This window comes from Massiliimalia massiliensis (assembly GCF_900155615.1).
Lineage (GTDB): Bacteria > Bacillota > Clostridia > Oscillospirales > Ruminococcaceae > Massiliimalia > Massiliimalia massiliensis.
Genome location: NZ_FUHT01000002.1, coordinates 129,045 through 142,372, shown reverse-complemented (window position 1 = coordinate 142,372; position 13,328 = coordinate 129,045). Strand labels below are relative to the sequence as shown.

Genomic DNA, 13,328 nt, shown 5'->3' with positions numbered 1-13,328 from the left:
CTTTTGGAAATGCGTGCCGCCCCTTGAATGTGCGGAACAGGCAGACGTTTTGCAAAGAAAGGAATGGTTAAACTATGAGTGAACATCCGATTCAGGGCATGATGTCCACAACAATGCAGAAAATCAGGGAAATGGTAGATGTCAACACCATCGTCGGCGAGCCGATTACCTCTCCGGACGGGACAATCATTATCCCTGTTTCCAAAGTGTCCTTTGGATTTGCTTCCGGCGGATCTGATATCCCGTCGAAACAGCCGAAAGATATTTTTGGCGGTGCGTCCGGCGCAGGGGTATCCATCCAGCCGCTGGCTTTTCTGGTGGTTTATCAGGGAAATGTCAAGCTGCTCCAGATGACCAACGACGAGAATACTGCGAACAACGTGGTGAATATGGTTCCGGAGGTCATTGATAAGATCAGCGAATTATTTAAAAAGGAAAAAACGGGAAAACCTGAGAAACAGGAAACTGTTGAAGAATAATTTCTAATCATCTCACTGTCCGCATACAATAAAACGGGCAGGTGATTGGATTTGAAAAAAATAGCAAGCTGGTTTTCGGTATGTCTGGCGGCAGTGATAGGGCTTGTCAGCAGTTCCACCATGGTAGAAGGGGTATCTGCTGACAGCTTTGCTGCGTCTGCACAGGCTTATTTGCTGATGGATGCCAGCACAGGGTCTGTAATTCTTTCTAAAAATGAGAACGAAAAGCTGCCGATGGCTAGTACAACCAAGATTATGACTGCGCTTTTGACGCTGGAACAGGCAGACCTGGATACATATTTCGAGGTGGATGCAGAAGCAATCCGGGTAGAAGGCTCGTCTATGGGCTTGACCGAGGGCGATCAGGTATCGCTCCGTGCGTTGGCCGGCGGGATGCTGCTCTCGTCCGGCAATGATGCGGCAAACGCCGCGGCCGTTCGGATTTCCGGTTCTATTCCGGCGTTTTCGGAAGTGATGAACCGCCGGGCCGAGGAAATCGGGATGAGGAATACCCATTTTGTTACGCCGAGCGGGCTTCATGACGAGGAGCACTATTCTACTGCATACGATATGGCTCTGCTGGCTAGGGAAGCACTGAAAAATGATTCCTTCCGGGAGCTGTGCAGCAGCCGGAAAACAAAGCTTACCTTTGGTGATCCGCCGTTTGACCGGTGGCTTTCCAACCATAATCGGCTGCTGTCCTATTACGATGGTTGCATCGGTGTGAAAACCGGCTTTACTAAAACGGCGGGGCGCTGTTTGGTTTCGGCGGCGGAGCGGGATGGAGTGACGCTGATCTGCGTCACGCTGAACGACCCGAACGACTGGACTGACCATGCAAATCTCTTTGACTATGGTTTTTCACTGATCAAAGAGGTGAAGCTGACACCTGATACAGATGGCATGAAGCTTGATGTGGTAGGCGGAGAAGCAAATCAGGTTACCGTGAGCGCGCCGGAAGAGGTTTCAGTTTCGTTTTTAGGAGAAGAAAAAAAGATCGAATCAAAGGTATTGATCCGGCAGTTCTGCTATGCTCCGATTGAGCAGGGGGATGTGGTCGGAAAAATTTGTTATCAATCGGGAGACACAGTCCTGGCAGAAGTCCCTCTGACAGCAGGCGAAAGCATAGAGCGCAGGGTGACGGAGGTGGAGCTGAGCTTTACCGATCGGATAAAGGCCTGGTTCCGGAAATGGGCTTCCATGCTGGAACAGAACAGGAACGACTGATGGGATATTAGGCGAAAGGAAGAAAGAAATGGAAAAAATCAGGATTCAGAAAGTAATTGCGGATATCGGGTTCTGTTCGCGAAGAAAGGCAGAAGAACTAATTGGGCAGAAGCGGGTGAAGGTTAACGGACATCCGGCCCTGATCGGACAGAAGATCGATCCAATGAAGGATTTGATCACCATTGATGGGGAACGGCTGTACTACAGCCGGAAAAAGCAGCATGTTTACCTTATGATGAATAAGCCGAGGGGATACATTACCTCAATGAGTGACGACCGGGGCCGCCGATGCGTTACAGAGCTTTTGCCGGAAACCCAGGTGAGGGTTTATCCCGTCGGGCGGCTTGACCTGAATACAGAGGGGCTGCTCCTCTTTACTTCGGACGGGAATTTTGCAAATGATATGATGCATCCCTCCCGCAGTGTTTCCAAAACCTATCGGGTGACGGTGCGGCCGGATATCAATGATGAACAGGCGGTAAAGCTTTCGGAAGGAGTTTATATTGACGGAAGAAAGACCGCTCCGGCCGAGGTTAGGGTGCTGGCTAAGGAGCAGGGCCGGGTAGTGATGGAATTAGTGATCCGGGAAGGCCGGAACCGCCAGGTACGGAAGATGTGCGAGGCGGTCGGGTTAGAGGTTGCGCGGTTAAAACGAGTGGCGTTTGGGCCGTTGAAGCTTGGGATGCTCAAGCCGGGAACCTGCCGGGAGCTGTCGGCAGAGGAACTGAAAGCGATCCGTTCGGCCGTGAAGAAGCCTGTCAAGAGCAGATAAAACCCTGGGGCCGGCAAACGCCGGCCTAAATTTATATCAAAGAGAAAGGAATGTCAGCGATGATACAGTTACTCCCAGTGACCGAGCCCTCCACGCTGGAACGGCTGAACAGGATTTACAGCACACAGGCAAAGTTCGCTTATGTTTGTGTAGAGAAAAAGGAGATCAAGGCAAGCTGTCTTTATAATATCAAAGGCGATTGCGGCGAGATTGTCAATGTATCCAGTGTAGAACAGGATATCTTTGACGGACTGGTACGGGCGGTCTTTGCCAATATGCTGGAATTGGGGATTGACAAGGCTGTTTTTGACCGAAAAATTGATCATGAAATGCTTGTCCGCCTGGGTTTTGTGCAGGACGATGGTTTTTGTGTTAATTCCTTAACAAAAATCATTCATAAGTGCAAAAATTGCGCAGGCTGCTGAGTTGCCGCTTGTTATTTTTAGGGGATATGTGTATAATAAAAACTGGAGAACTTTTTGAAATGGCATGAAATTCCAATTGGAAATGCTGTTTTTATTTTAGTTAAGTCAATAGTACAGATGGGGATTTGAAAGAAAATCCATGTCGGGGAGAAACGGAGGAATTATGATGAATCCTGAAAGCAAGATGAATCAGCTTGCTGAGTACGTTGAAAAAACTTCTCAGGATACTCCTGCGAGAAAAAGGCTTATGGCATTGTTTGATGCCGACACATTTGTGGAGCTGGATGCCTTTGCGGGGATCGGGGAAGATCTTTGCGGTGTTGTTACAGGGTACGGCTATGTTGGGGACAGCTTTGTATACGCTTATTCCCAGGATGTAACGGCGGCTGGCGGTGCGATTACCAAGGCGCATGCCAAAAAGATCAGCAAGCTCTATGACCTGGCGGTTAAGACCGGCTGTCCGGTGGTTGGTATCTTTGATTCCAATGGAGCAAAGCTGACCGAAGCAAATGAAATGCTGGATGCTTACGGAGAAATCCTTGCGAAAACTAGTATGGTATCCGGTGTCGTTCCTCAGATTGCGGCAGTTCTTGGCACCTGTGCCGGTACCTCTGCAATGCTGGCCTGCGGCGCGGATTTCCTGGTGATGACGAAAGAGGCGGAATTGTTCTTAAATGCTCCGTTCGTCACCAATGCAAAAGGTGAGGATAAAGACGCTGGTACCGCAGACTTTGCTGCAAAAGCAGGGATTGCCTCGCTGATTGCCGATGATGATGACGCGGCATTGGAAGAAGTGAGAAGGATCGTCACTATGTTCCCGCAGAACAACCTGGCTCCGGCTCCGTTGTTTGAAACTGCCGAAAATGCTCAAGCGGCTCAGTTGATTGCAAAAGCCTATGCCGATATTGACAGCATGTGTGCGAAATCTTTGGTAGAAGCAGTTGCCGACGCTGACAGCGTAGTAGAGCTTCAGGCTGATTTTGGGACTGGGATTGTCGCCGCACTTGCAACGGTCTCGGGAGCGGCTGTTGGATTTATTGCAAACAACGAAAGCAATGGAGAGCTGGATATTGACGCCTGTGATAAGGCAACCCGCCTGATCCGTGTCTGCGATGCATTCAATATTCCTGTTGTAACCCTCGTGAATACCAAAGGATTTAAAGTCACCGCTTGCCCGGTGCTGATCAGAAAGAGCGCAAGACTGGCTCATGCCTATGCGGAAGCTACTACAGCCAAAATCACAGTGATCTGCGGACAGGCTATCGGTGCCGCTTATATGGCCTTTGCTTCGAATGCGAATACCGACGTTACTTATGCCTGGCCGACCGCGGTGATCTCGGCAATGGGCCTCGAAGCAACGGTAGAATTTTTGTCACACGACAAATTAAAAGGAACAACCGATCTGGAACAGTCCAAGCAGGAACTGATCGATGAATATGTCAATACCACTGCAGGCGCTTTCAAAGCGGCTGAAAATGGTTATGTAGATGACGTAATCGCGCCGGAGGATACCCGTGCTGCGATTATCCATGCAATGGAAATGCTGGCAGGAAAACGGGTCAGCAATCTGCCCAAAAAACATTCTATTATGCCGCTCTAATTGAGTTTGAGTCAGGATTGATTATAAGGAGGAAATAACCATGAGAAACTTTAGTGTAACTGTAAATGGGAAACAATATAATGTTGCTGTAGAAGAAACTGCTGCAGGCGCAGCTCCTGTAGCTGCTCCGGCACCTGCCGCCGCGCCTGCACCCGCTGCTCCGGCTCCGGCGCCTGTCGCTGAACCTGCACCTGCTGCTCCGGCACCAGCTCCTGCCGCAGGCGCTGGCACAAAGGTGAACGCACCGATGCCAGGCACCATCATGAGTCTGAAAGCAAATGTCGGCGATGTGGTCAAAGAAGGACAGGTCATCATGGTTTTGGAAGCAATGAAGATGGAAAACGACATTGTCGCTCCATGTGACGGAACAGTTACCTCTATCGTTGCAAAAGCCGGCGACAGTGTGGAAACGAACCAGACCTTAGCCACAATCGGCTAATCCAAAGGAGGATACTGAAAGATGGGAAAAGTGAAAATTACTGAAACCGTCTTGCGTGATGCTCATCAGTCTCTGATTGCAACCCGTATGACCATCGACGAAATGCTTCCGATCTTATCAAAAATGGATAAGGTGGGATATTATTCCGCTGAAGTCTGGGGCGGAGCTACGTTTGACAGTTGCTTGAGATTCCTGGATGAGGATCCGTGGGAAAGACTGCGTATTATCAGAAGGGAAATGCCGAACACCAAGCTGCAGATGCTCTTTAGAGGGCAGAATATGCTGGGCTATCGCCACTATGCTGACGATGTCCTGGAATATTTTGTTCAGAAATCTGTTGCAAACGGAATCGACATCATCCGTATCTTTGACGCGCTCAATGATATCCGGAACCTGGAAACCGCAATCAAAGCGGCGAAAAAGGAAGGCGCGCACGCGCAGGTTGCGATTTCCTATACCCTGGGCGAAACCTTTACCGATGAGTATTATGTTGACTATGCAAAGCAGATCCGCGATGCGGGAGCTGATTCCATCTGTATTAAAGATATGGCTGCTTTGCTGACCCCTTATAAGGCCGCGGAGCTGACGAAGGCGATTAAATCTAAAGTTGACCTTCCGCTGCAGCTGCACACGCACTATACCTCCGGCCTGGCTTCTATGTGCCTGCTCAAGGGTGTAGAAGCGGGTGTCGATATCATTGACACCGCGATGAGTCCCTTGGCTCTGGGCACCTCCCATGCGCCGACGGAATCCATGGTAGCCGCATTCCGTGGAACGGAATATGATACCGGCCTTGACCTGGTGCTGCTCAACGAAATCCGTGATTATTTCATGACTCTGAGACAGAAATATCTCGATTCCGGCCTGCTGGATCCGAAGATGCTCGCAACGGATGCAAATGCATTGATTTACCAGGTTCCGGGCGGAATGCTTTCCAACCTCCTCTCTCAGCTGAAACAGGCCGGGAAAGAGGACCAGCTCACTGAAGTACTGCAGGAAGTACCGCGAGTACGCGCGGACGCGGGCATGCCTCCGCTGGTTACCCCGACCTCCCAGATCGTTGGGACTCAGGCTGTATTCAATGTAATCATGGGCGAACGTTATAAAATGGTTACCAAAGAATTTAAAGGTCTGGTACGGGGAGAATACGGAAGAACCCCGGTAAAAATCGATCCTGAATTCAGAAAGAAAATTATTGGCGATGCAGAGCCGATTGACTGCCGTCCGGCTGATCTGCTGGAACCGGAGCTTGATAAGCTGCGTGCTGAATGTGCGGATTGGATGGAACAGGAAGAAGATGTCCTGAGCTATGCACAGTTTGGCCAGGTCGCTGTAAAGTTCTTTGAGAACAGAAGGAACAAAAAGCTTGGTATTGACTCTGCCCATGCAGATGCCGCAAGCCAGGTTCATCCAGTGTAATTACAAAAGCCTCCGGTATTTCCGGAGGCTTTTCTATCTCTAGATTAAATGTAATAAGACTGAAAGACAAAATTTGTCAAAGATTTGAATAGATTTTTGTAGAAAAATGGCGTATAATATAAACATAGACTAAACAGCCGCAGAAGGGGTGACCAGGGTGAAATTAAGAATCATACCATTCTTGATTGTCCTGTTGTTTATGGTTCCTTTTGCGGCTATTTTTGCGTCTGCGAGGGCAGTCAATATTAATGAGCTGTCTTCATCCGAGGGGGAGACGGAAAAGCTGGAGGACAGTGCCAGTGAAGCTGGCGATGACAGTACCGACACGATGGCGCGTTCCTCGGAGGATGTGATCCAGCCGGGTGCTAATGTTACGGAGTCGAAAGGTATTAACCAGAACCCGAATGAATATTGGACGGAAGAACTTGATGCAACCCTTGCGCTGGCCTGTGACTGGCTTTCTATTTCAAAGCAGGGGAAATTATCGTACCTCTGTTTGGGAACGGCCGGAGAGCCTGCACCCGCGCAGCTTGTAACTAAATATATTTCCGATGTTTCTCTCACCGAAGAGTATGAAAATATCCTTGATTTAGAATATGCGATTTTGAACACTACCTTTTGCGGCTATAACGCGGAAAATATCCTTGGAAATAATTTGATTAAGCCTATAAAAAGGTATGCGTATTATGAGAAGGAAAGCCTTTATACCATAGCGTATGCTCTTCTGGCGCTTGACTGCAATCAGTACAGCCTGGAAAAGGATTCGCACAATTCCCGTGATTCCCTGACGCAGCTTTTGCTTGCCCGTCAAAACGCGGACGGCGGATTTTCAGCCTATCCGGAGCAGAATAGCACGCCGACCCAGACAGCGCTGGCTTTGGTGGCGTTGGCAGATTATCGGCAGGATCAACCGGCCTGCCAGTTGGCTGTTCAGAATGGGATTTCCTACCTTGCCTCTATGCAGCAGGAGGATGGAACTTATCTTGACGGGAACAAGACGTCCTCCACTGCGGTATCCAAGGTGCTGACTGCCTTGATTGCGCTGGATATTCCCTTGGATGACGAGCGGTTTGTCAAGTCGGGCGAAACAATAGATGAGGTGCTGCTGGGCTTTACCCGTGTTGACGGCGGCTTTGGAGAAGCGCGTCTGGACGACAGCGATGTGGTCGCGACAGAAAATGCAATTCTGGCGCTGTCGGCCTTGAAAAATGAAAAAAATCCTTACCAGCTTATGTTCTATCTGGAGAATGCAGGGAATTCATTTGAGAATGTTACTTCTTCCGCGGATACAGGCGTTACCATCCAACAGCCTGTTATGATCGGAATTCTGGCCGGCGCAGTGGTAATCATCCTGTTAGCATTGGTAGTGACCAAGAAAATGATAAATAGGCACGAAGAAGCTGGGGAGACTCAGGATGGCGATACGGAAAAGAAACGGAGTTGACATATTTGTCAGCTCCGTTTGCATAATGGGCTTGCTTTTACTTTGAATGGCCTTTTAACCAATCGGCATGATAGAGCAGGGCTTCCCGCTCATTTGGGAGCTTCTCCTCGATCACCCCTGTGAGAAGTAACTGGAGAATATCTCCAACCTGTTTTCCTTCCGGAATACCGATTCCGATCAGATCCTGTCCGTTGATGGCAAGATCTTTTAGGGAAAAGCATTCCTGCTCCTCCAGAATCTTGCGGATCATGAAGCCGGTCTGTTCTATTTCGGTGGCTCTCGCGTGGTATTCTGGTGCCAGAGCAAGTGTATCTGCTGTCATGACCTGTAAAAGCAGCTCCAGCTTTTCTTTCCCAAGACGGTTCAGCCAGCGTTTAACCGCCTTCTTTTCCAAAGGAATGACCGAGTCATGCCATTTGACAAGAGCTGTAACCAGTTCAATCGTTGCACGGTCAAACCTTAATTTTTCCAGGAGCTGTTTTGCATATTGGGCGCTGAGCCCGGCGTGACCGTAAAAATGCCCGATTCCTCGCTGATCCAGAGAAAAGCGTTCCGGTTTTCCCATATCATGAAACAGCATGGCAAGGCGCAAAGCCGGCTCCGGCCGGCAGCTTGCTACAGCCCTGGCGGTATGTTCCAAAACAGAATAAATGTGGTGCGGATTATGCTGTTCAAAACCAGCCATTTTCTGAATAGGCGGTATAAAAGTGGACAAAACGTCATAATAGTTTAAGATGATGTTTTCTACATCCCTCCCGCACAGCAGCTTTACCAGCTCTTTTTGAATCCGCTCCGGGGGAATCTCGCGCAGGCTCTCTTTTTGGGCGTGGATGGCTGCCGCAGTATGGGCTTCGATAGAAAAGCCAAGAACAGAGGCAAAGCGGACAGCCCGCAAAATGCGGAGCGCATCCTCTTCAAACCGCTTTTCCGGTTCGCCTACACAGCGGAGCACACCCTGCTCCAAATCTGTTTTCCCGCCAAAATAATCGATCAGACCGCTTGACGGAGACCAGGCAAGTGCGTTGACGGTAAAGTCACGTCTGGCCAAATCCTGTCTCAGGGATGGCGTGAACTGTACCAGATCAGGATGGCGGTGGTCGGAATAAGCGCCGTCAATACGGTAGGTGGTAATCTCAACAGGCAGATGGCCGATTAAAACAGTAACAGTGCCGTGCTGGATTCCAGTGTCAATTACAGGATAATTCGAAAAAGCCGACCTGACCATTTCAGGCCAGGCGTTGGTAGTGATATCCCAGTCATCGGGCTGTTTCCCAAGAAGGGAATCCCGGACGCATCCACCTACCAGATAGGCATCAAATCCTCTCTCTTCCAAGTGGGAAAGTGCGGTAGTAACAGAATTGGGAAGCTTTTGATCAACCAGCAAAATAATCCCGCCCTTTCTGCTTTTATAGCAGCGTGAAACCATCTGCTTAACGTTATTATACCTTATCTATTCCAAAATAGAAACCTCTTTTTTGTCGCTGTTAGAGATCAATCTAAAATCCGGGGGGATATTATTTTAAATTTGTAAGGTTAGACAAGAAGGGTAAAAAAATGTAACTTTTTAGGGCGTGCCGTTAAAATTCTGTAACTTTACTTCTTGGGCTAGATGTAGTAGCATAATAGATGTATGATTATATCATGAAGGGGGTATTATATGAGCCGCAGGAAGTCTTCCTCTGCAAAAAACGCAAAGGAAAACAAGCAATCTACGGAGAATATAAATCAGAATGATACTCTAACAGATAAAGAACGCAATCCAGAAAATGATAAAGCTTCTGAAGCAAAAAAGGTAGATACTGAGACAAAGATTTTTGATCGTGTAGGCGCGGAAAATCAAAAAAGCAAAGAGACTAAAGTGAAATCCTCTGAGCCGAAAAAGAAAGAGCAGCAGAAAACTGCAGGCGAGGCTTTTCCGCTCAAGACAGATTCTAAAAAGAAGGACGAACAGCCTAAGAAGCAGGAAACCGATCCGGTGAAAGAAGATAAGAAAAACGAGGCCAAAGAGGCTTTTCCAATTCAGGAAACTGCAAAGCCTGAAAAAGCCAAATCGGAAAAAACGCTAACCCCGGAGACAAAACCAACCCCGGCGAAAGCGACAGAGCTAAAGCCAGAGATTTCTTCCGTGAAGGAAACGCCGCAATCCAGCTGGAAACAACACCAGGATGAAGGCACGTCTAAACCAGTTACTGCAGCAGGCCAGGAGAAAAAGGGAAAACCTGCGCCTCAGGAGACGCCCGAAATACCGGCCGCTGTCGGCACAACAACGCCAGTGGAAACTGATACAGGCGATGAGAAGAAAAAGGGACTGACGCCAAAGAGGAAAAAAGTATTAGCGATCGTCGGCGGCTGTGCAGCATTGTTGATTGCCGTTATTGCGATTGTGATGGTCTTTTTAAGCAGCTCGATTGAAAAAAAGCTGGACGTCGACACGTTCTATGATGGAATTTTCATTGAGGACGTTGATTTAAGCGGGAAAACAATGGAAGAAGCAGAGACACTGATGAAGGATCTTGAGCTGGATCTTCGTGACCCCATTGATCTTACGCTTACATATAATGACAAATCGTATCATTATACAGAAGATGATTTCACTTTTGTCTACAATACTGATGAAATTCTCAAGGAGGCTTATCAGATTGGCCGGGAAGGGAATATATGGCTGCGGTATTTTAAGGTTTTGTCTTTAAAGAACAATCCCGAGAAGCTGGCCTTAAACCACGAGCTTGACCAGATCGATAATATTCTTGCCCAGATTGCGGCGGCTGCGGCCTCCGAGCTGAATACCGAGCCGAAAGACGCATCAGTAGGGGAATTTGACCCGTCTGCAGGTTCTGACATTGAGGCTATGTTCCATGTAGAGGATGGTGTGGTCGGCATAGAGGTGGATCAGACTCAATTGGTAGAGGACTGCAGAACGATCCTGGAATCTGAGGATAAAACCGGAACTATTTCTATCAAGGTCACAGAAACACCCTTTGAAGTGGATAAAGAGCAGCTTATGCAGGATATTACAAAGCTTGCCTCCTATTCCACCAAATCCACCAATACAGCCAATGGAAACCACAATATGGCAAATGCTCTTAACCGGATTAACGGTACGGTATTACAACCGGGTGACACCTTCTCCTTTAATGGAACAGTGGGCCGGCGTACTGCGGCAAATGGCTTTAGAGCTGCGGGCGTGATCAAAAACGGCGAATTGGTTGACGGCCTCGGCGGCGGGGTCTGCCAGGCATCCACTACCGTATACGGCGCGGCGATCCGAGCGGGGCTGGAGGTTGTGGAACGCGGTAATCACCGTTGGCCTTCCTCCTATGTCCCAATCGGGCAGGACGCAATGGTAAGCTGGGGCAGCCAGGATATGAAGTTCAAGAACAATACCGATTATCCGATCTATATTAAATCCTATATGTCCGGAACCACCCTAAATGTCATCATTTATGGCCATCAGCCAGAGGATTGGGATAAGATTGAGATCACCTCCTGGAAAACCTCAACCTTGTCTCCGGGAGCTCCGACCAAGGTGAAGGATTCTTCCCTGCCAAAAGGCACGGAAAAAGTGAAGATTGAGGCACGTGCGGGCAGTACTGCCAGTGCACAGCGCACCTACTATAAAGATGGCAAAAAGGTAAAAACAGAGGCGCTGCCCAGTTCCCGGTATAATCCGGTAAACCAGACGATTCTGGTGGGTACGGCAGAAAGTCCTGAAACAACGGAAAAGCCGGAAAAGACAGAAGAAAAGGTAGAGGAATAGAGATCATTTCTACACCACATCAAAGCAGGGGATGCAGCCTATGGCTGCATCCCCTGCTTTGATAGATCTAATTTTGTCAGGCTGATTATCCTTCAAAAGGATAGTACTGAAACCAGTCAAAATCAGCATAGTTATCCGAAGGCGCATGATTGGAAGAACAGTACATCCCAAGATACGCGCCCACAAACCCTCCGGCAACGTTGCTGGAGAGAAGGGAAGCGTCCAGTCCACTGAGGAAGGGAAGCCGCTGCGATTCTTCAAAGCCGTAATAGAGGCTGTATGTCTCGCATTCATTCTGTACCCAGAGATAAATTTTGCCCTGATAACCGGGTAATGGCAAACGCTTGATTTCGTCCTTTTTCAGATCTACTCCCAGGTACTGGTTATCAAAGAACTCTGCCTGGTTGAAGTTTTTGGATAGAGTAAGGTAAGCCTGGCCGCCTTCTGCCTGGACTGTATAGAGGTAGTGAAATTCATTGCTTTGTACCATGGCAATGCCGGCTTCCTCCCGGTCGCTAGCGGGGTGGAATTCCATAGCGGTGCCGGCTGCGAAATATTGATCCTGCTGCCTGCGTCCCAAAAAGGAAGGGGTACAATAATTGTCCGCCAGTGTTTTTTCCTGCATAAACAGCCGCAGCCAGCCTTTCCGTTCAGACAGGCTGTAGAAGCTGGTCTTTGCGGGACGGATCATATTCCATTGCAGCCCCAGCGTTTCTGATTCAAATTGGTCGTTCGGACAGGAAACCGGATAATAGGTTGTGGGAAGATTCGGCAGCCGCTCCTCAAAGTGGACAATCCCGTCATCATTGTCGATCCGGGGCCATCCGTCCTCCTCCCAGACAATCGGTACAAGGAAGGTTTCGCGCCCGGTGTTGAACTGTACACCAGTATAAGGACGCACACCCAGCAGAACCATCCACCATTCTCCATTCTGCGTTTCCACGATATCGGCATGGCCTGTAACAGAAATAGGGTGCATCAGGCTGAGATGCCGGTGAGAGACAATGGGATTGCGCGGGCAGATTTCGTAATTACCGTCAATGGTTTTACAGCGTGCCATCATAACGCAGTGGTTGAAAAAGGTCCCGCCCTCTGCAACAATCAGGTAGTACATCCCATTCATTTTATAGATATGCGGCGCTTCAATATATTTTGCATGGCTCCATTTCCCATCCCAGATGATTTTCCGCTCTCCCTTAAACTGGAAGGTTTCCGGGTCGAGCTCACAAAGATAGATCCCGTGGTGGCTGGGATATAGCTTCTCTTTGCTGATATAATTTCCGCAGTACCATACAGAGCCGTCGTCGTCAAAAAACAGGGAGGAGTCGATCCCGTCGGCGCCTTTCACAACAATGGGATCAGACCATGGCCCGGCCGGATCGGCAGCGGTTACAATATAATTCATCCGCTCAGCCTCCCGTCCCTCGGTGACAAAGGTGTTGATAATATAAAAGACGCCGTTGTGATACCGCAATGACGGCGCCCATGCCCCTTCGGAAAAAGCAGCTTTGGAATAGTCGAGCTGCTCCGGACGGTGAATGGCATGGCCTAGCTGCTCCCAGTGAACTAAGTCTCTGCTGTGGAAAATTGGGATTCCGGGGAAATAGTCAAAGGAGGAGGTCGCAAGATAATAGTCCTCTCCGACACGGCAGATGGATGGGTCTGGATAAAAGCCCTTTAGAATGGGATTGGTAAAGGTGTTTTTCATGATGGTCATTCCTTTCTGTGTGAACTGCGCCGGCAAGCATTACCCTGAACGCTTTTTA

At 48.9% G+C, this 13,328-nt stretch carries 11 protein-coding genes; 9 read left to right on the top strand and 2 right to left on the bottom strand.

Annotated elements, in window-relative coordinates:
• Positions 1-74 precede the first annotated feature (74 nt).
• The 8 genes from ytfJ (at position 75) to CZ360_RS00600 (ending at position 7,805) form a co-directional block, all read left to right on the top strand.
• A complete protein-coding gene (ytfJ, locus tag CZ360_RS00635; protein WP_077532284.1) occupies positions 75-479 on the top strand; it encodes a GerW family sporulation protein in 405 nt (134 codons plus the stop codon).
• A gap of 51 nt (positions 480-530) precedes the next feature.
• The gene (locus tag CZ360_RS00630; RefSeq protein WP_229407951.1) at positions 531-1,706 is read left to right on the top strand and encodes a D-alanyl-D-alanine carboxypeptidase family protein; all 1,176 of its coding nucleotides are present in this window, start codon (positions 531-533) and stop codon (positions 1,704-1,706) included.
• 28 nt (positions 1,707-1,734) lie between these two features.
• Positions 1,735-2,478 carry a pseudouridine synthase gene (locus tag CZ360_RS00625; protein WP_077532283.1) on the top strand — a complete coding sequence of 248 codons (744 nt, stop codon included), beginning with the start codon at positions 1,735-1,737 and terminating at the stop codon, positions 2,476-2,478.
• Positions 2,479-2,537: 59 nt separating this feature from the next.
• A complete protein-coding gene (locus CZ360_RS00620; protein WP_077532282.1) occupies positions 2,538-2,903 on the top strand; it encodes a hypothetical protein in 366 nt (121 codons plus the stop codon).
• 163 nt (positions 2,904-3,066) lie between these two features.
• On the top strand, positions 3,067-4,503 hold the full coding sequence (locus tag CZ360_RS00615) for an acyl-CoA carboxylase subunit beta (RefSeq protein WP_229407950.1): 1,437 nt from the start codon (positions 3,067-3,069) through the stop codon (positions 4,501-4,503).
• 40 nt (positions 4,504-4,543) lie between these two features.
• Positions 4,544-4,942 (top strand): biotin/lipoyl-containing protein, encoded by a 399-nt coding sequence (locus CZ360_RS00610; protein ID WP_077532281.1) that lies wholly within the window; start codon positions 4,544-4,546, stop codon positions 4,940-4,942.
• 21 nt (positions 4,943-4,963) lie between these two features.
• Entirely contained in the window at positions 4,964-6,361 is a 1,398-nt protein-coding gene (locus tag CZ360_RS00605; protein WP_077532280.1) for an oxaloacetate decarboxylase subunit alpha, read from the top strand.
• A gap of 157 nt (positions 6,362-6,518) precedes the next feature.
• Positions 6,519-7,805, top strand: a complete 1,287-nt coding sequence (locus CZ360_RS00600; protein WP_143530104.1) for a prenyltransferase/squalene oxidase repeat-containing protein — start codon at positions 6,519-6,521, stop codon at positions 7,803-7,805.
• Positions 7,806-7,842: 37 nt separating this feature from the next.
• On the opposite strand, the gene CZ360_RS00595 is transcribed toward CZ360_RS00600, so the two are convergent.
• Positions 7,843-9,189 carry a CCA tRNA nucleotidyltransferase gene (locus CZ360_RS00595; protein WP_229407949.1) on the bottom strand — a complete coding sequence of 449 codons (1,347 nt, stop codon included), beginning with the start codon at positions 9,187-9,189 and terminating at the stop codon, positions 7,843-7,845.
• A 273-nt stretch (positions 9,190-9,462) separates the two neighbouring features.
• Between CZ360_RS00595 and CZ360_RS00590 the strand changes: the two genes are divergently transcribed.
• Positions 9,463-11,562: a VanW family protein gene (locus CZ360_RS00590; protein ID WP_077532277.1), complete on the top strand. Its 2,100-nt coding sequence runs from the start codon at positions 9,463-9,465 to the stop codon at positions 11,560-11,562.
• Positions 11,563-11,647: 85 nt separating this feature from the next.
• Here the strand turns inward: CZ360_RS00590 and CZ360_RS00585 are convergent, their stop codons facing one another.
• Positions 11,648-13,279 carry a glycoside hydrolase family 43 protein gene (locus tag CZ360_RS00585; RefSeq protein ID WP_229407948.1) on the bottom strand — a complete coding sequence of 544 codons (1,632 nt, stop codon included), beginning with the start codon at positions 13,277-13,279 and terminating at the stop codon, positions 11,648-11,650.
• Between the last annotated feature and the right edge of the window lie 49 nt (positions 13,280-13,328).

Excerpts from the sequence above, each read along its gene's own strand:
- CZ360_RS00605 (WP_077532280.1), top strand. The coding sequence starts at position 4,964 with ATGGGAAAAGTGAAAATTACTGAAACCGTCTTGCGTGATGCTCATCAG.
- CZ360_RS00610 (WP_077532281.1), top strand. The coding sequence starts at position 4,544 with ATGAGAAACTTTAGTGTAACTGTAAATGGGAAACAATATAATGTTGCT.
- CZ360_RS00585 (WP_229407948.1), bottom strand. The coding sequence starts at position 13,279 with ATGACCATCATGAAAAACACCTTTACCAATCCCATTCTAAAGGGCTTT.
- ytfJ (WP_077532284.1), top strand. The coding sequence starts at position 75 with ATGAGTGAACATCCGATTCAGGGCATGATGTCCACAACAATGCAGAAA.
- CZ360_RS00620 (WP_077532282.1), top strand. The coding sequence starts at position 2,538 with ATGATACAGTTACTCCCAGTGACCGAGCCCTCCACGCTGGAACGGCTG.
- CZ360_RS00625 (WP_077532283.1), top strand. The coding sequence starts at position 1,735 with ATGGAAAAAATCAGGATTCAGAAAGTAATTGCGGATATCGGGTTCTGT.
- CZ360_RS00615 (WP_229407950.1), top strand. The coding sequence starts at position 3,067 with ATGATGAATCCTGAAAGCAAGATGAATCAGCTTGCTGAGTACGTTGAA.
- CZ360_RS00590 (WP_077532277.1), top strand. The coding sequence starts at position 9,463 with ATGAGCCGCAGGAAGTCTTCCTCTGCAAAAAACGCAAAGGAAAACAAG.